General features: G+C 62.7%; 18 protein-coding genes. 14 read left to right on the plus strand and 4 right to left on the minus strand.

What is annotated here, in order from left to right; translation table 11 throughout:
• Positions 1-215 precede the first annotated feature (215 nt).
• From ABIB00_RS35220 to ABIB00_RS35235, 4 genes are all read left to right on the plus strand, one after another.
• Positions 216-911: a GntR family transcriptional regulator gene (locus tag ABIB00_RS35220; RefSeq protein ID WP_247350268.1), complete on the plus strand. Its 696-nt coding sequence runs from the start codon at positions 216-218 to the stop codon at positions 909-911.
• A gap of 74 nt (positions 912-985) precedes the next feature.
• Positions 986-2719, plus strand: coding sequence for an oxalyl-CoA decarboxylase (gene oxc / locus ABIB00_RS35225; protein ID WP_354107525.1), 1734 nt, complete (start codon positions 986-988; stop codon positions 2717-2719).
• Positions 2720-2783: 64 nt separating this feature from the next.
• The gene (gene frc, locus ABIB00_RS35230) at positions 2784-4061 is read left to right on the plus strand and encodes a formyl-CoA transferase (protein ID WP_354107526.1); all 1278 of its coding nucleotides are present in this window, start codon (positions 2784-2786) and stop codon (positions 4059-4061) included.
• Between the two features lie 351 nt (positions 4062-4412).
• Positions 4413-4595 carry a hypothetical protein gene (locus tag ABIB00_RS35235; protein WP_247444991.1) on the plus strand — a complete coding sequence of 61 codons (183 nt, stop codon included), beginning with the start codon at positions 4413-4415 and terminating at the stop codon, positions 4593-4595.
• A gap of 66 nt (positions 4596-4661) precedes the next feature.
• On the opposite strand, the gene ABIB00_RS35240 is transcribed toward ABIB00_RS35235, so the two are convergent.
• The 3 genes from ABIB00_RS35240 to ABIB00_RS35250 form a co-directional block, all read right to left on the minus strand.
• The gene (locus ABIB00_RS35240) at positions 4662-4886 is read right to left on the minus strand and encodes a hypothetical protein (RefSeq protein ID WP_354044482.1); all 225 of its coding nucleotides are present in this window, start codon (positions 4884-4886) and stop codon (positions 4662-4664) included.
• 54 nt (positions 4887-4940) lie between these two features.
• Positions 4941-5183 (minus strand): transcriptional regulator, encoded by a 243-nt coding sequence (locus ABIB00_RS35245; RefSeq protein WP_354107527.1) that lies wholly within the window; start codon positions 5181-5183, stop codon positions 4941-4943.
• Positions 5184-5280: 97 nt separating this feature from the next.
• Entirely contained in the window at positions 5281-5490 is a 210-nt protein-coding gene (locus ABIB00_RS35250) for a cold-shock protein (RefSeq protein WP_007593324.1), read from the minus strand.
• Between the two features lie 464 nt (positions 5491-5954).
• Between ABIB00_RS35250 and ABIB00_RS35255 the strand changes: the two genes are divergently transcribed.
• Positions 5955-6398 (plus strand): SRPBCC family protein, encoded by a 444-nt coding sequence (locus ABIB00_RS35255; RefSeq protein ID WP_354107528.1) that lies wholly within the window; start codon positions 5955-5957, stop codon positions 6396-6398.
• A 126-nt stretch (positions 6399-6524) separates the two neighbouring features.
• Here ABIB00_RS35255 and ABIB00_RS35260 read toward each other — a convergent pair whose 3' ends face one another.
• Positions 6525-7856 carry an Hsp70 family protein gene (locus ABIB00_RS35260; RefSeq protein WP_354107529.1) on the minus strand — a complete coding sequence of 444 codons (1332 nt, stop codon included), beginning with the start codon at positions 7854-7856 and terminating at the stop codon, positions 6525-6527.
• Between the two features lie 299 nt (positions 7857-8155).
• Here ABIB00_RS35260 and ABIB00_RS35265 point away from each other — a divergent pair, with 299 nt between their 5' ends.
• The 9 genes from ABIB00_RS35265 to ABIB00_RS35305 all read left to right on the plus strand — a co-directional run bounded on the left by ABIB00_RS35265 (position 8156) and on the right by ABIB00_RS35305 (position 15714).
• On the plus strand, positions 8156-8293 hold the full coding sequence (locus tag ABIB00_RS35265) for a hypothetical protein (RefSeq protein ID WP_247350003.1): 138 nt from the start codon (positions 8156-8158) through the stop codon (positions 8291-8293).
• 235 nt (positions 8294-8528) lie between these two features.
• The gene (gene oxlT, locus ABIB00_RS35270; RefSeq protein WP_247350002.1) at positions 8529-9815 is read left to right on the plus strand and encodes an oxalate/formate MFS antiporter; all 1287 of its coding nucleotides are present in this window, start codon (positions 8529-8531) and stop codon (positions 9813-9815) included.
• 255 nt (positions 9816-10070) lie between these two features.
• On the plus strand, positions 10071-11393 hold the full coding sequence (gene oxlT / locus ABIB00_RS35275) for an oxalate/formate MFS antiporter (protein WP_247444996.1): 1323 nt from the start codon (positions 10071-10073) through the stop codon (positions 11391-11393).
• A 183-nt stretch (positions 11394-11576) separates the two neighbouring features.
• Positions 11577-12005, plus strand: coding sequence for a CBS domain-containing protein (locus tag ABIB00_RS35280; protein ID WP_354107530.1), 429 nt, complete (start codon positions 11577-11579; stop codon positions 12003-12005).
• 234 nt (positions 12006-12239) lie between these two features.
• Positions 12240-13259, plus strand: a complete 1020-nt coding sequence (locus ABIB00_RS35285) for a 2-dehydropantoate 2-reductase (protein ID WP_354107531.1) — start codon at positions 12240-12242, stop codon at positions 13257-13259.
• A complete protein-coding gene (locus ABIB00_RS35290; protein WP_354107532.1) occupies positions 13256-14044 on the plus strand; it encodes a fumarylacetoacetate hydrolase family protein in 789 nt (262 codons plus the stop codon). Before ABIB00_RS35285 ends, ABIB00_RS35290 begins: the two co-directional genes overlap by 4 nt.
• 147 nt (positions 14045-14191) lie before the next feature.
• Complete coding sequence (locus ABIB00_RS35295; protein WP_354107533.1) at positions 14192-14560, plus strand: hypothetical protein; 369 nt, start codon at positions 14192-14194, stop codon at positions 14558-14560.
• Positions 14561-14789: 229 nt separating this feature from the next.
• Complete coding sequence (locus tag ABIB00_RS35300) at positions 14790-14990, plus strand: hypothetical protein (RefSeq protein WP_007608336.1); 201 nt, start codon at positions 14790-14792, stop codon at positions 14988-14990.
• A 73-nt stretch (positions 14991-15063) separates the two neighbouring features.
• On the plus strand, positions 15064-15714 hold the full coding sequence (locus tag ABIB00_RS35305; protein ID WP_354107534.1) for a hypothetical protein: 651 nt from the start codon (positions 15064-15066) through the stop codon (positions 15712-15714).
• Positions 15715-16559 lie beyond the last annotated feature (845 nt).

Raw genomic sequence — 16559 nt, forward strand, 5'->3', positions numbered from 1 at the left:
GCTTTGGATCAAAAATGGCTGGCGATGGCATTTGGTATGCCAGAAGCCAACTTGTCAAGCTGCAGCGCACCTTAGAATGCTGCAAAAAATAGGCAGCTTGACATTCTGGTATTTGGTATGCCAAAAACTTTCCGGTTAATAATCCTGTAAAAGACGACTCCCACTGGAGGAGATTCGTCGTGTCACTGCGGAAACCAACCAAGGCGTTGCCGAACATGGCCGAGGCAGATATCGCAATCGTTCGTATTGCCCCGGAGAGCAGCTTCAAGAACAAGGCGTATGACGCCTTGAAGCAAGCTATCCTCAAGATGGACATCTACTCGACGCCCGAGCCGGTGATGCTCGACGAGCGCGCGCTGTCAGAACGCCTGGGTGTGAGCCGCACGCCGATCCGCGAAGCCATCGCGATGCTCGAGCAGGACGGTCTCGTGAAAACGGTTCCGCGCCGCGGCATCATGGTGGTGCGAAGGACCAAGACCGAGATCGTGGACATGATCCGCGCCTGGGCGGCGCTGGAAAGCATGGCGGCCCGCCTCATCACCACCACCGCGCGCAAGAAAGACATCACGGCGCTGCGCGACTACTTCAAGGACTTTGGCAAGGACCGCCTGCCCGAGGATCACGTCGAGGAATATTCGCGCGCCAACATCGCCTTCCACCAGGCGCTGATCTCGCTGTCGGAATCGTCGGTGCTGGTCGATCTCACCAACGACCTCCTGCTGCACGTGCGCGGCTATCGCCAGCTGACTATCGGACGCAAGGACCGCACAGCGACTTCGCTGCCCGAGCATCTCGGCATGATCGAAGCACTGGAAGCGCGCGACACCGAGCTCGCCGAGAAGCGCGCCCGCGACCACACCCTCGGCCTTGCTGCTTATGTCGAAGCGCACGGCCAGGAATTATTCAACTAGCAACGTTCACCAGAAGGGCGAGGCATTCGCCCCCAAAGCCGAAACGGCATCTTGAGACCAGGGAGACAACGCCCATGCTGAATACCGCGACCAAGTCCGAAGCACCGGGCACCGAGCAGGAATTGACGGATGGTTTTCATCTCGTTATCGACGCGCTCAAGCTGAACGGCATCAACACGATCTACAATGTGCCGGGCATCCCGATTACGGATTTGGGCCGCATGGCGCAGGCGGCCGGTATTCGCATGATCTCGTTCCGCCACGAGCAGAACGCCGGTTATGCGGCGGGTATCGCCGGCTACCTCACCAAGAAGCCCGGTATCTGCCTCACCGTCTCCGCGCCCGGCTTCCTCAACGGTCTCACCGCGCTCGCGCACGCCACCACCAACTGCTATCCGATGATCCTGATCTCGGGCTCCTCCGAGCGCGAGATCGTCGACCTCCAGCAGGGCGACTACGAAGAGATGGACCAGCTCGCGATTGCCAAGCCGCTGTGCAAGGCGGCCTATCGCGTGCTGCACGCCCAGGACATCGGCATCGGTCTGGCCCGCGCCATCCGTGCCGCCGTCTCCGGCCGTCCCGGCGGCGTCTATCTCGATTTGCCGGCAAAGCTATTCGGCCAGGTGATGAACGCCGATGCCGGCCGGAAGTCGCTGGTCAAGGTGATCGACGCGGCTCCCGCGCAGATCCCCTCGCCCGCTTCCATCAAGCGCGCGCTTGATGTTTTGAAGAACGCAAAACGTCCGCTCATCATCCTCGGCAAGGGCGCGGCCTACGCGCAGGCCGACGAGGAGATCAAAACCTTCGTCGAGAAGAGCGGCGTCCCCTTCCTGCCGATGAGCATGGCCAAGGGCCTCCTCTCCGACACCCATCCGCTATGCGCAGGTGCTGCTCGCTCGACGGTGCTGAAAGAATCCGACGTCGTGCTGCTGATTGGCGCCCGGCTGAACTGGCTGCTCTCGCACGGCAAGGGCAAGAACTGGGGCGAAGCGCCCAAGAAGTTCATCCAGGTCGACATCGAGCCCAGGGAAATGGACTCCAACGTCGAGATCGTCGCACCGGTCGTCGGCGACATCGGCTCGGTCGTCTCCGCCTTCAACCAGGCGATGGCTTCGGGCTGGACCGTCCCGCCGACCGAATGGACCAAGGCGATTTCGACCAAGCGTGAAGAGAACGTCGCCAAGATGGCGCCGAAGCTCATGAACAACAAATCGCCGATGGACTATCACGGCGCGCTCGGCGTGCTGAAGAACGTGATCAAGGATCATCCCGAGGCGATCCTCGTCAACGAGGGCGCCAACACGCTCGATCTCGCCCGCGGCGTCATCGACATGTACAAGCCGCGCAAGCGTCTCGACGTCGGCACCTGGGGCGTGATGGGCATCGGCATGGGCCAGGCGATCGCGGCAACGCTTGAGACCGGCCACCCCGTGCTCGCGGTGGAAGGCGACAGCGCGTTCGGCTTCTCCGGCATGGAGGTCGAGACCATCTGCCGCTACAATTTGCCGATCTGCATCGTCATCTTCAACAATGACGGCATCTATCGCGGCACCGACGTCAACGGCGCCAACGCCGATCCGGCGACGACGGTGTTCGTCAAGGGTGCGCGCTACGACAAGATGATGGAAGCCTTCGGCGGCGTCGGCGTGAACGCGACCTCGCCGGACGAGCTCAAGCGCGCCGTCAACGAGGCGATGGCCTCGGGCAAGCCGACGCTCATCAACGCGGTGATCGATCCGGCTGCAGGTTCCGAGAGCGGCCGCATCGGCAACCTCAATCCGCAGAGCGTTCTGCAGAAGAAAAAGTAAGTCCTCCCCTTCAACCCTTTATTCCCTGCGGTTGGCAGGGGCAGACAGAGTACGGAGCAACACGATGACCAAGGCGCTTGAGGGCGTTCGCATTCTCGACTTCACCCACGTCCAGTCCGGACCGACCTGCACGCAGCTGCTGGCCTGGTTCGGCGCCGACGTGATCAAGGTGGAACGTCCGGGCGTGGGTGACATCACCCGCGGCCAGCTGCAGGACATCCCGAACGTGGACAGCCTGTATTTCACCATGCTCAACCACAACAAGCGCTCGATTACGCTCGACACCAAGAACCCCAAGGGCAAGGAAGTCCTCACCGAGCTGATCAAGAAGTGCGACGTGCTGGTCGAGAACTTCGGCCCCGGCGTGCTCGACCGCATGGGCTTCCCGTGGGAGAAGATCCAGGCGATCAACCCGAAGATGATCGTCGCTTCGATCAAGGGCTTTGGTCCCGGACCGTACGAAGACTGCAAGGTCTACGAGAACGTCGCGCAGTGCACCGGCGGCGCCGCCTCCACCACCGGCTTCCGCGACGGTCTTCCGCTGGTCACCGGCGCACAGATCGGCGACAGCGGCACCGGTCTGCATCTGGCGCTCGGCATCGTCACCGCACTCTATCAGCGCACCCATTCCGGCAAGGGCCAGAAGGTCACTGCCGCGATGCAGGACGGCGTGCTCAACCTCGCGCGCGTCAAGCTGCGCGACCAGCAGCGCCTCGCCCATGGCCCACTGAAGGAATACAGCCAGTTCGGCGAAGGCATTCCGTTCGGCGATGCCGTGCCGCGCGCCGGCAACGATTCCGGCGGTGGCCAGCCCGGCCGCATCCTGAAGTGCAAGGGCTGGGAGACCGATCCCAACGCCTACATCTACTTCATCACCCAGGCCCCGGTCTGGGAGAAGATCTGCGACGTGATCGGCGAGCCGACCTGGAAGACTGATCCGAACTACGCCAAGCCGGCCGTCCGCCTGCCGCGCCTGAACGAGATCTTCGGCCGCATCGAACAGTGGACGATGACCAAGACGAAGTTCGAGGCGATGGAAATCCTCAACAAGGACGACATCCCCTGCGGCCCGATCCTGTCGATGAAGGAGATCGCCGAGGACCAGTCGCTGCGCGCGACCGGCACCGTGGTCGAGGTCGACCACCCTACCCGCGGCAAGTACATCTCGGTCGGCAACCCGATCAAGCTGTCGGACTCCCCAAGCGACGTGGCGCGCTCCCCGCTGCTCGGCGAGCACACCGACGAGATCCTGCGCAGCGTACTCGGCTTCTCGGACCACCAGGTCGCCGACATCCACAAGTCCGGCGCGCTCGATCCGCCGCAGAAGCAGGCCGCGGAGTAAGCGGAGCTACCCGAGAAAACAGAAGGCCGCCGGTTTCGGCGGCCTTTTTGCTGGCGCCGAGATGAACCATGTCGCGCAATCGGCACGTTTCCTGGGTTGACCCGCCAAAGCGAATAAGGACTAATCTTGGGGAACCGATGCGGCAGCCGGCCGTTGTTATCTCGACCGGTGTGCTCTCAAATGCGGGCGTGCCGCGGCCATAGCGAGTGCCTGAACGCCTCGCAAAAGACCTGCATACCGCTGAAGAACTGGCCGCCTTCTCCCTGGAAGGCGAGGCCTAGTCATGCAGGATGCGAGACGAAGGCGTCGCGTCCCGGTCGAACCACGAACGTTGATGAAAGTGAGATCGAAATGTTGAAAGATCAATCCCCTGATCGCGCCAAGCGTGAAGCCAACAAGGCGTTCAAGCCAACCACAACCCAAAAGCCGGTGAATGATTATGCGAAGGACCAGAACTCCTTCAACGAGAACCGGGAGCGGCTGAAAGCCGAGCGATTGGCCCGCGAAGCCAAGCCGGGAAAAGATTCCGATTAGGAGCCGCTCTGAACCAGCTTCCGATCGCAAACGCGCTGGAAGCCTGGCATCGAAATCGACCCCGATCTAAAGCATCGAGAGCACGACGATCCCGTCTTCAAGCTCGCCTAGGGCCAGCCGAGTCCGCGCGACGCGCTCTAATTCCGTTCGGTTCTTTTGAAGATAGCTGAAGGCCTGCTTCTGCGTCAGGAACGTGGTGGCAAGTCGACACATTTGCCGGCCCGCGCCAAGCGCGAGAAAGAAAGTGATTGTGCCACCGCTGTCCGACTTGATTCTAGGCACGACCCGCACTCTTTGGCATGTGACCGGCCCTCTCCAGATTTTCGTCGGCGCTTTTAGTGCCGGCTATGGCGGCAGCTTCTTCTTGCGCTTCGCGGGGACAGGCGCCGGCAACGACGCTTGAAGGGTCGCGTCGGCCGCTTCCTTGGCCCGGCGCAGCTCTCGAAGCCGCGCCATGTTCTTGCGAACATCGACGGCTTGCTTTTCGGCATCCGCCATGGCTCGCACGCCTTCTTCGGCAGCCAAACGCTGACGATTGGTGCGCGCGATGGCTTCAGGTGATGGTTCGGCCGATTTCCTGGCGCTCATTATTCACCCTGCTCTGCAACAGACAAAACCCGCTCAATCCTGGGATCGAGCGGGTGGCGTGGCCGTTTCAGTACATCCGTGAAACGGCACCAGGGCTTTAAGCCAGCGAGAGATTCTCTGCGCTGACCTTGCCCCGCATCTTGTCGGTCTTGAGCTCGAAGTTGACCTTTTGGCCCTCTGCGAGACCCGCAAGACCAGCCCGTTCGACCGCGCTGATGTGAACGAACACATCATTACCGCCGTCGTTCGGCTGAATGAATCCAAAGCCCTTCTGGCCATTAAACCACTTCACAGTACCTGTCGTCATTTTCTTCTCCAAAGCGCATACGCGCGCGCCCCGCGCGATAGTCACGCAGAACCAAGTCAATTCGTCGATGTCTATGGAAAAGGAGCCCGCGGGCACATTCAACAAGGCACAGCGGCTGAACGAACAGCTCTAACGTATACCACATCTGCCTCATTTGCAAGGCTTGGGCGGATTCCAAGGCGTTTGGCCAGCCTTCATGGCTCGGCCAGCCTTCAAGGCTTGGCCGGATTCAAGGATTGGCCGGACCCCATGCCTCAGGAACTCGACGGCGAGATACGCCCGCGTCAGGACGATCGGAGTAGGCACGATGCCGCAGGATGGCGGCAGTCTGCCAGCTCTCGCCAGGCATCCCCAATAGAAATTCGAGACGCACTGTCGGATCGGAAGTATCTCGTTCGTCATCTAGACATGAATGGGCAATAGACGCTGAGGTCGAGCCCAACGATTCATGAGGAAGAACGATCATGCCCAGCACTGTCCGCCTGCACCGCGTTCTCTCGACCAGCCCCGAGAAAGTCTATCGCGCTTTTCTGGAGGCGGATGCGCTGGCGAAATGGCTTCCGCCGAATGGCTTTGCCTGCACCGTGCATCATTTCGAGCCGAAGGTCGGGGGCACGTTCAAGATGTCGTTCCGTAACTTCACGACGGGCAACAGCCACGCCTTCGGCGGCGAATATCTCGAGCTCATCCCCGGCGAACGTCTCCGCTACACCGACAAGTTCGACGACCCCAATCTGCCGGGTGAGATCCAGGTGACGGTGTTGCTGAAGAAAGTATCCGTCGGCACCGAGGTGGATATCACGCAGGCCGGCATTCCCGACGTCATCCCGCCGGAGGCCTGTTATCTCGGCTGGCAGGAGTCGCTGCGGAATCTGGCGAAGCTCGTCGAGCCCGAGATCAACCAGTAGCGTCCCAAGCGGAGCCGAGCGCGCGCCAAAGGCGGGCGTCTCGAAGGATGGGCGGCAGAGAACAGCCTTGAATGCGATAGTCCTGTCCGGAAGCGGAGCAAGCGATCGAGCCCAGTCTCACAGCGCTTACGCGCCCACCCTCGACTCCAGACCGCCGCTTGCGGTCCAGCGCTCCGGGTCGGGGCTGTGTCCGATCAAGGCCAGGCCGTAGGCAATCGACTCGAACTGGTCGCCCGACATCAGCCGTTCGTTGCCGAACCGCTCGGCGAACAGTTTTCGGACAGCGGGCACGAAGGACGTGCCGCCGGTCAAAAACACCTTCTCAATTTCGCGCGCGGTGATGCCGGCTTCGCCCAGCACCTTGTCGACGGTGGCCCCGAGCCTCGCGATATCGTCGGCAATCCAGGCTTCAAAATTCTTCCGTGTAATGGTCGAGCCAATGTCGACCCCGCCGCCCTTGAAGCGGAATTCGACCTGATCCTGCGCCGACAACGCGACCTTGGCGTCGGACACCGCGCGATACAGCGAAAAGCCGAGGTCGAGATCGACGATGGTGATGAAGTCCTCGAGCAGAGCCGGCTTCACCGCCGTGCGCGCAAGCTCCCGGAGCTCGCGCAGGTCGCCGTTGCTCTTCATCATTGCGAGCTGATGCCAGCGCGCGAGATTGGTATAGTGGCCGGTGGGGATCGGCAGCACCTTGTCGAACGAGCGGAAGCTGGAGCCTTTGCCGAGGCGCGGCGAAACGACATGGTCGACGATGCGGTAATCGAAGGTGTCGCCCGCAATGCCGATGCCGGCATGGCCGAGCGGCTCGGCACGCAAGCTGCCGCCTTTGCGCGAGAAACGCATCACGGAGAAATCGCTGGTGCCGCCGCCAAAATCCGCGACCAGCACGGTGGCGTCGCGCTCCAGCCGGCGGGCGAAGGAGAACGCGGCGCCGACCGGCTCGTAGACATAGCGTGCGTGACCGGCGCCAAGGCGCTCGAACGCGGCCCGGTAGCGCTGCATCGCCAGCGCTTCGTCGGGATTGCCGCCGGCGAAGCGCACCGGGCGGCCGACCGTGATGGTCGACGTCTCGAAGCCGAATTTGTCGCCGCCATGGCGCGCCAGCGTCCGCAGGAACGCCGCCAGAATATCCTCGAACTTGTAGCGCTGCCGGAACACCTGGGTGGTGTTGAAGCTCGAGCTCGCCGCGAAGGTCTTGAACGACTGGAGGAAGCGGTAGACGTGGCGCCCTTCGAGGAACTGCTCGATCGCCCAAGGGCCGCCTTCGGCCTGGGCCCCGGCTCCCGGCCGGTCCTCCCAGAAGCACAGCGCCGAGACAAAGACGCTGTGGCGCTGTCCGCCATGGTCGAAACGGATGGCCTCGACCCGGCGGTCGTCCGCTGCAATGGCTACGACCGTGTTGCTGGTCCCAAAATCGATGCCGATCGAGACGGCGGGCGAGGCGCTCGACATGAACCACTCTGACAGATGATTGGAAGGGGGCAGACCACTAACGGCTTTGCCTTGCCCTGCCAAGACCTTGCCCTGCCAAGACCTTGCCCTGCCAAGACCCTGCCGGACCGCCAAACACCGCGTTTCGGCTGTCCAGGAGGACGTTAAGCGCGAAACGGCCCCATTAACCCGCGTTATGTTGCAATGCGGGATATCGCATGCTGCCATGCAATGGCATGCGTAGACAGTGGCATCTGGTATACATAGATTGTCCTTTGAAATGAGACAGCAATACTGACCGTCTCAAGAAGGGATTTCCAATGTCCAAGACCGCTGCCGTCGCTCTCGCACCGTCCTCCTCGCTGTTCGCCCGCCTGATGGCGACGATCGACCGCCTCCTGATGGCGAGCGCCGAGATTTCGAATCACAACGGCGACCTCCCCCGTTTCGGCCTGTAAGCCCGCGCTGCCAGGAGCGCGACGGTTTCAGACCGGTTCGCATACTACTTTTGATGAATGGCCCCGCAGGACGGGGCCATTTCTACTTGTGCTGGCCTGAGTCACAGCCGCAACCGGTCAAGGTACTGCGGCATTTGCGCACGGTCACCGGACCAGCGCTTGAAGCTTGGCATAATGCATACAAGAATGCCGTTCCAGCGCTCGCAGAAAAATGAGAGGCGCCACGGGAGGCTTTATGACGGACATGGTGCAAGCAACCGCCCCTACAGCTGCGCGCGTTAGCGACACGTATCGCTGGACGCAACTGGCGGTCGGGGTCGGGGCGATGGTGATGATCGCCAACTATCAATACGGCTGGACGTTCTTCGTCCCCGACATCCAGAAGAAATTCGGCTGGGATCGCGCGTCGATCCAATGGGCCTTCACACTGTTCGTGCTGTTCGAGACCTGGCTCGTGCCGGTCGAAGGCTGGTTCGTCGACAAATACGGCCCGCGCCTCGTCGTACTCATCTGCGGCGTGCTGTGCGCCATCGGCTGGGCGATCAATGCCCAGGCCACCACGCTCAACGGCTTCTATCTCGGCATGATCATCGCGGGCATCGGCGCGGGCGGCGTCTATGGCACCTGCGTCGGCAACGCGCTGAAATGGTTTCCTGACAAGCGCGGCCTTGCCGCCGGCATCACGGCTGCCGGCTTCGGCGCGGGCTCCGCGCTCACGGTCGCGCCGATCCAGGCCATGATCAAGGATAGTGGGTTCCAGACCACCTTCCTCTATTTCGGTCTCGGCCAGGGCATCGTCATTTGCATCCTCGCCTTCTTCCTGCTCGCGCCGAAAGCAGGTCAGGTGCCGAGCGTGGTCGCGAACGCCGCGCTGGTGCAGACGCGCCGCAACTACCAGCCGACCGAGGTCCTGCGTCAGCCGATCTTCTGGCTGATGTACTTCATGTTCGTGATCGTCGGCGCCGGCGGCCTGATGGTGACGGCGAACCTGAAGCCGATCGCGCTCGACTGGAAGGTCGACAACGTGCCGGTCACGCTGATGGCGGTGACGATGACCGCGGTGACTTTCGCGGCCACGATCGACCGCGTGCTCAACGGCCTGACGCGTCCGTTCTTCGGCTGGATCTCCGACATGATCGGACGCGAGAACACGATGTTCATCGCCTTCGGTATGGAAGGCATCGGCATCTGGATGCTCTACCTCTGGGGCCACGATCCGCTCTGGTTCGTGCTGCTCTCGGGCTTCGTGTTCTTCGCCTGGGGTGAGATCTACTCGCTGTTCCCCTCGACCTGCACCGACACGTTCGGCGCCAAGTTCGCGACCACCAATGCGGGCCTGCTCTACACGGCGAAGGGTACGGCCTCGCTGCTGGTCCCGATCGGCAACTACATGCAGCAGTCGTCGGGCAGTTGGGACCACGTGTTCATCATCGCGGCCGGCGCCAACATCCTGGCCTCGGCGCTGGCGATCGCGGTGCTCAAGCCCTGGCGCAAGGTCGTGGTCGCGCAATCGACTATCTGACACACGCTCCAAAAGCGCTTCTTGCGCAAAACGCCCGGCCTCAGGCCGGGCGTTTTCGTTTTGCGCGAAGCTTTCGCGAGCCCAATTTTTCCCAATGGAACCCGCCTTTTGTCACCAGGGCGCCAAGTTAGGGCTTGCAATCTGGAATATGGTATACCAAGGTCCCCGCCGCGCTTGCGACGATAAGCCACAATATTGCGACATCAGGTCATCTTGCAACCGGTGTCGAACAGACAGGCGCTTGGGAGGTTCTTGATGATTTCCGGCACCGACGGCGCCGTCACGGCCGCGCCTCTTCGCACAGGTTTCCGTTGGCTCCAGCTCGTCATGGGCATCGTCTGCATGGCGATGATCGCCAATCTGCAATACGGCTGGACGCTGTTCGTCGATCCGATCGATCACACGCACCACTGGGGCCGCGCCGCGATCCAGCTCGCTTTCACCATCTTCGTTGTCACCGAAACCTGGCTGGTGCCGATCGAGGCCTGGTTCGTCGACAAATACGGCCCGCGCCTCGTCATCATGTTCGGCGGCGTCATGATCACGCTGTCGTGGATTCTCAACTCCTACGCCGATAGCCTCACTTTGCTCTATGCGGCCGCGATTGTCGGCGGCATGGGTGCGGGCGCGGTGTACGGCACCTGCGTCGGCAACGCGCTGAAGTGGTTTCCCGACCGCCGCGGCCTTGCCGCCGGCGCAACTGCCGCCGGCTTCGGCGCAGGCGCCGCGCTCACCATCGTGCCGATCGCGACCATGATCGCAACGAGCGGCTATCAGCACGCGTTCTTCACCTTCGGCATCGGCCAGGGCGTGATCGTCTTCGTGCTCGCCTTCTTCATCCAGCCGCCGCGGATTTCGATCCCGCCGAAGAAGAGGCAGCTCAATCTGCCGCAGACCAAGATCGACTTCACCCCGCCGCAGGTGCTGCGCGCCCCTATTTTCTGGGTGATGTATCTCGTCTTCGTCATGGTCGCCTCCGGCGGCCTGATGACCGCGGCGCAGATCGCCCCGATCGCGCACGACTTCAAGATCGCCGACGCGCCGGTGACGCTTGCAGGCTTCCAGATGGCGGCACTGACGTTCGCGATTTCGCTCGACCGCATCTTCGACGGTTTCGGACGCCCCTTCTTCGGCTTCGTCTCCGACACGATCGGCCGCGAGAACACCATGTTCATCGCCTTCGGCACCGCCGCGCTGATGTTGCTGACGCTGTCGTCCTATGGCCACGTGCCGGTCGTCTTCGTGCTCGCGACCGCGGTCTATTTCGGCGTGTTCGGTGAGATCTACTCGTTGTTCCCCGCCACCTGCGGCGACACCTTCGGCTCGAAGTTCGCAACCACAAACAACGGCATGCTCTACACCGCGAAGGGCACGGCATCCCTGCTCGTTCCGCTCGCCAGCGTGATCTCGGCGACGTACGGGTGGAAAGCCGTGTTCGTGGTCGCGGTGGCGCTGAACGCGACGGCGGCGCTGATGGCGCTGTTCGTGATCAAGCCGATGCGCCGCTCCTTCATCCTCGGCAAGGAAGCCGAGAGCGTCAACGCCGCGACGGCTAACGCCAAGACCGAGACGGCGTAACGGCCACACACCTTGCCCGGTTGAGAAAGGGGCGCAGCGATGCGCCCCTTTCTTTTTTGCTTTTGGGGAACGGCAAACGTCAGCAGTGCTGCCGCAAGATTTTTCGGATCAGCCAAATCCAACGCTTGACCATTGGCATTATGTATACCACACTTGCCCCAACATTCACCCAGGGAGGTTGCAATGCTGGTCGGAGACATTCTGCGCAAGAAGACACCGCGCGTTGTCACGGTGCGAATGAACGAAACGGTGGGTATCGCCGCCAAGCTGATGCGCGCCAACAATATCAGCGCACTGGTGGTGAAGGACGTGGTCCGCTCCGAGGGTAACACCGCGGTCGGCATGTTCACCGAGCGCGACGTCGTGCGCGCCGTCGCCGAGCACGGCGCCAATGCCGTCAACGTCAAGGTCTCGCAACTGGTCTCGGTGCAGCAGCTCGTGTCCTGCACGTCGAGCGACACGATCGAGCACATCCGCCATCTGATGAACCAGAATCACATCCGCCACCTGCCTGTCATCGACGATTACAGTCTGGTCTCGGTCGTCAGCATGCGCGACATCGCCGCTGCCATGGACGAAGCGATCAACCGCACGCCGCAAGCAGCAGCCTGAAGGCGTCGCCGCACTTCCTGAAACTGCAGCCACGGAAAAAGGGCGCCCCCTCTCCCGCTTGCGGGAGAGGGTTGGGGAGAGGGTCTCTCCGCTAGGAAGACTCCCCAAGAGGATAGAGCCCTCACCCGCCGTGCTCTTCGAGCGCGTCGACCTCTCCCGCAAGCGGGAGAGGTGCAGAGAGCCTGTGGCGTGAACGATCGAACGAACGACCAATTTTGGTCCCGCGAGGATTCCATGAAGATCTGCATCTACGGCGCCGGCGCGATCGGCGGATATCTCGGGGTTCAGCTCGCGCGCGCTGGCGCCGACGTCAGTCTCATCGCACGCGGCGCCCACCTCGCCGCGATGCGCGAGCGCGGCTTGACGCTGCTCGCGGGCGAGGAGAAGCACACCGTGCATCCGCGCTGCACCGACGATCCCGCCGAGCTCGGCGTGCAGGATTACATCATCATCACGCTGAAGGCGCACTCGATCACCGGCGTGATCGAGAAGATGCAGCCGCTGCTCGGACCCCACACCCGCATCGTCACCGCCGTCAACGGCATCCCCTATTGGTACTTCTACAAGCACGGCGGCCAATACGAGAACGCGACGCTGGAGAGCATCGACCCCGGCGGACGGCAGTGGCGCGAAATCGGCGCCGGGCGCGCCATCGGCTGCATCGTCTATCCCGCCACCGAAATCGAGGCGCCCGGCGTGATCCGCCACGTCTACGGCAACAATTTCCCGCTCGGCGAGCCCTCCGGTGAAATCACCCCGGACGTGCAACGCCTCGCCGATCTCTTCGTCGCCGCCGGGCTGAAAGCGCCCGTGCTCGACCGCATCCGCGACGAGATCTGGCTGAAGCTGTGGGGCAATGTCTGCTTCAACCCGATCAGCGCGTTGACCCACGCAACGCTCGACGTGATCTGCACCGATCCGGCCACCCGCGCGCTGTCCCGCGCGATCATGATGGAGACGCAAGGCATCGCCGAGACATTCGGCGTCAAATTCCGCGTCGACGTCGAGCGCCGCATCGAGGGCGCGCGCAAGGTCGGCGCGCACAAGACCTCGATGCTCCAGGATCTCGAGCGCGGCCGTCCGATGGAGATCGACCCGCTCGTCACCGTCGTGCAGGAGATGGGCCGCCTCACCGGCGTCGCCACCCCCGCGCTCGACTCGGTGCTGGCGATGGTGACCCAACGCGCCCGCATCGCCGGTCTCTATGACGGCATCACGACGCCATCAGATCCACGCGCACTGGCGGTGGCATGATGGTTGGCGAGATGAAACAATGGCTCCGCTTCCGCAACAGCGGTGCGACCGGCTTCGGCACGCTGAATTCGTCAGGCATCAGCGTGCACGAGGGCGAGATGTTCGGCCGCCATGCAGCCACCGGCAAGACGCTGGCACTGTCGGAGGTCGAGCTGCTCGCGCCCTGCGCGCCCAGCAAGATCGTCGCGCTCTGGAATAATTTTCACGCGCTCGCGGCCAAGCTCAACCAGCCTGAGCCACCGGAGCCGCTCTATCTGCTGAAGGCCATCACCAGCATCACGACACCTGGCGCCGTGATCCGCCGTCCCTCTTATTACGACGGCAAGACAACATATGAGGGCGAGCTCGGCATCGTCATCGGAAAGACCTGCGCCCGCGTCTCGCCGGCGGAAGCAGACAGCTTCATCTTCGGCTACACCTGCGTCAACGACATCACCGCCAACGACATCCTGACCAGCGATCCCACGTTCCCGCAATGGGCTCGCGCCAAGGGCATCGACGATTACGGCCCGTTCGGCCCCGTCATCGCCACCGGTCTCGATCCGGCCGAGCTGGTGGTCCGCACCATCCTCAACGGCGCGGAGCGGCAGAACTATCCGATATCGGACATGATCTTCACCGCGCAGGAACTGGTCAGCAAGATCTCCCACGACATGACCCTGCTCCCCGGCGACCTCATTGCCGTCGGCACCTCCGTCGGCGTCGGCGTGATGAAAGAGCCGGTGAACACGGTGACCGTCGCGATCGACGGCATCGGCGAGTTGACCAACGAGTTTCGGCTGTAGCGCAATCTCTGTCGTTCGATGGATTCCGGGCTCGGGCTACGCGCCGCCCCGGAATGACGGCCAAGGGGACCTGACGTCGCCCGTTCCAATTCGGGAAAATCCGGTACTCTCCACCGCCCCTCCACCGATCGGCTGACGCAACCAGCCGTGGATCGCGCTACCGGAAACGTCCGGGCAAGCCCCGCGACCCTTTCGCGCCAGCGCCTCGGCGCGTTGCAGGAGACGCTGGCGACGCTGAACGCCTTCAAGACGGAGCTGTCGAAGCCGCAGGCCGACCTCGTCCCGCTGAAGGCCCCGGTGTTCGGCATCGAGGCTCTGATTACGGACGTCGGCACCACCCGCGACCACCTCGCCAAAACCGTCGGCGAGATCGAGACGAGCGGCGACGTCACCCTCGCCTCGCGCGTCGATGCGCTGACCAAGAGCAAGCGCGAGGTCGAAGACCGCCTCGCCCGCATCTTCGACAATTTCAACGCGCTCGACGGATTGCGGAAAGACATCGGCGATTCGGAGTAGCCTGAACCGGATCGGGTGAGGCCGAGCTGCGTAGGATGGTTTCGCTGCGTTCAACTCATCCTGCGAGCCGCGTGCTCCGAAACGTTCAGACACATCACATCTCCACGCGCCCGGCAGATGCCGCCAACATGTCGCGCGGATGCCGCACTGTGGACGCATTCGGCCGCCCTTCTGTGAGGCGTGTCTGGGGGCACGGCGGTGCCGTGTTTGGACCAAACCTTCTAGGGGTATGACTGTGAAGAAGATTGTATTTGTCGTGGGTGCTACGCTTGCTCTGGTGACGGTTGCGAATGCTGCGGATCTGCCGCGGCGCCAGCCCGTTCCCGTCTATTCGGAGCAGGCGCCGATCGGCAAGATGCCGATTGGCAAGAGCCCGGTTGGAAAGGCCCCGATCGGCAAGGCGCCCGGCCCGGTCGCGGCGCGCTACTGACGCGTTAGCGAAGTACGCGCAGAAGAAGCAAGCGCAGACTTGGCGTAAGCGGCCGACAGTCGAGGGGCACAGCGTGACGAACAAACCTGATCGATCGGGACCCTGCATCCTTGCGGGATTTGCGCTCGCGGCCATGATCGCGTGTACGACACCCTCGGCTTCGGCCCACGAAGCGAACAAGCGCGTTGCTGACGCAAACGCGCTTGCCACGACCGACACCGTATCGCGGCCGGCGCCGCCATCGACGCGGCGCGCGGTCGCGCGCGCGGAGAAAGGTCCGTACTACGTCGATTTCCGCGCCCGCACGGCCGCGAGCTGGGGCCACGCCTTCGTCTGGTACGGCAAGACCAGCGAGCGCGCCGTCGAGGTGGCAGGGCTCACGCCCGCCGGCGACACCTGGGCCTATGTGCTTGGTCACCTCACCTGGGTGCCGGCGGAGACCGGCGCGAGTTACGGCGATCTCGACCCGGACTATCTGACCGCGAACTACCGCGTCTATTTGAACGAAGCCGACGCCAAGCGCGTGTTTGCCTATATCAAGAAATTGCAGGCGAGCTCGCCGGTCTGGAACGCCGAGACCACCAATTGCACCGGCTTCATCGGCGACATCGCCGAGTACATGGGATTGAAGGTCCCCTACCGCTGGCAGCGGCCGGAAAACTTCGTCAACAGCCTCAAGGAAATAAACGGCGGCCGCCAGATGGTGCGGCTGTCGGCGGAGTAGCCGCAGCCTTGTCACCCGTCGGGCAAAACACTCCGCGCAATTCCCCCACCTCGCCTGTCAATCCTCCGCACCAAAAATATTCCACTTTACCGAAATTCTGATTTACCGTACAGACGAACCACCCTGGCCGAGACAAGGGACGGATCGCGATCGTCACGAACGGCGGGCAGGGTAGCGATGGACGCGACGGCGTCGGGCGCGATCGGAATTGCAGGGCGGCCTTGCCGTGAGCAGTCACCACCGCGCGTACGACACGATGCCGACAGCGTTTTCGCATGGCTTCGGGCGTGAGCACACGCCAGCTCTCGAAGTCCCAGCGAGAATGTGCGCGGACGGTCAAGTCGTGTGGTCCTGACGCCCGGGGTCTGTGCGTCAAGTCCAGCGGTGATGTTGCTGCCCGACCGGGCGTGCGCATCAGCGATCCGCTCGGCGACGGGGGCAATAGTGCATCGCTCCCCGAGGAGAGCACGAAGTAAGCCGTAAACCATTGCGCAGGGAAGGCCGGGCGATTGGCTGACCTGTGGTCCACCCCGTGTGCATCTTCCTGCGCACGGACCTGGGTGCCAGCCGGCGCCCGGCCTTCCCTGCGCCCTTGTCACGACGAGGGCGATGCGATCAGGCAAAGCTCGGGCGAAATGCGCCGCGAGGAGGCGAAGGTGTGTCTGCAGGAAGGTGTGCCTTGCGATGAAAATGGAATCTGAATGAACGATGCCCTTAATCACGCTCGGTCATTGCGAGGAGCCCTTGCGACGAAGATTCCATGGGGAGTGGATAGCGACCAAGTCTGAGGCCAGACTGAGGTTGCAATACCACCCAACCTGGAGACGACGATGTTGCTCGATCAT

The sequence above is a fragment of the Bradyrhizobium sp. LB14.3 genome, from assembly GCF_040547985.1.
Lineage (GTDB): Bacteria > Pseudomonadota > Alphaproteobacteria > Rhizobiales > Xanthobacteraceae > Bradyrhizobium.

Coding starts and splice junctions, on each gene's coding strand:
- ABIB00_RS35220 (WP_247350268.1), top strand. CDS start 216: ATGGCCGAGGCAGATATCGCAATCGTTCGTATTGCCCCGGAGAGCAGC.
- oxc (WP_354107525.1), top strand. CDS start 986: ATGCTGAATACCGCGACCAAGTCCGAAGCACCGGGCACCGAGCAGGAA.
- frc (WP_354107526.1), top strand. CDS start 2,784: ATGACCAAGGCGCTTGAGGGCGTTCGCATTCTCGACTTCACCCACGTC.
- ABIB00_RS35235 (WP_247444991.1), top strand. CDS start 4,413: ATGTTGAAAGATCAATCCCCTGATCGCGCCAAGCGTGAAGCCAACAAG.
- ABIB00_RS35245 (WP_354107527.1), bottom strand. CDS start 5,183: ATGAGCGCCAGGAAATCGGCCGAACCATCACCTGAAGCCATCGCGCGC.
- ABIB00_RS35250 (WP_007593324.1), bottom strand. CDS start 5,490: ATGACGACAGGTACTGTGAAGTGGTTTAATGGCCAGAAGGGCTTTGGA.
- ABIB00_RS35255 (WP_354107528.1), top strand. CDS start 5,955: ATGCCCAGCACTGTCCGCCTGCACCGCGTTCTCTCGACCAGCCCCGAG.
- ABIB00_RS35260 (WP_354107529.1), bottom strand. CDS start 7,856: ATGTCGAGCGCCTCGCCCGCCGTCTCGATCGGCATCGATTTTGGGACC.
- ABIB00_RS35265 (WP_247350003.1), top strand. CDS start 8,156: ATGTCCAAGACCGCTGCCGTCGCTCTCGCACCGTCCTCCTCGCTGTTC.
- oxlT (WP_247350002.1), top strand. CDS start 8,529: ATGACGGACATGGTGCAAGCAACCGCCCCTACAGCTGCGCGCGTTAGC.
- oxlT (WP_247444996.1), top strand. CDS start 10,071: ATGATTTCCGGCACCGACGGCGCCGTCACGGCCGCGCCTCTTCGCACA.
- ABIB00_RS35280 (WP_354107530.1), top strand. CDS start 11,577: ATGCTGGTCGGAGACATTCTGCGCAAGAAGACACCGCGCGTTGTCACG.
- ABIB00_RS35285 (WP_354107531.1), top strand. CDS start 12,240: ATGAAGATCTGCATCTACGGCGCCGGCGCGATCGGCGGATATCTCGGG.
- ABIB00_RS35290 (WP_354107532.1), top strand. CDS start 13,256: ATGATGGTTGGCGAGATGAAACAATGGCTCCGCTTCCGCAACAGCGGT.
- ABIB00_RS35300 (WP_007608336.1), top strand. CDS start 14,790: ATGACTGTGAAGAAGATTGTATTTGTCGTGGGTGCTACGCTTGCTCTG.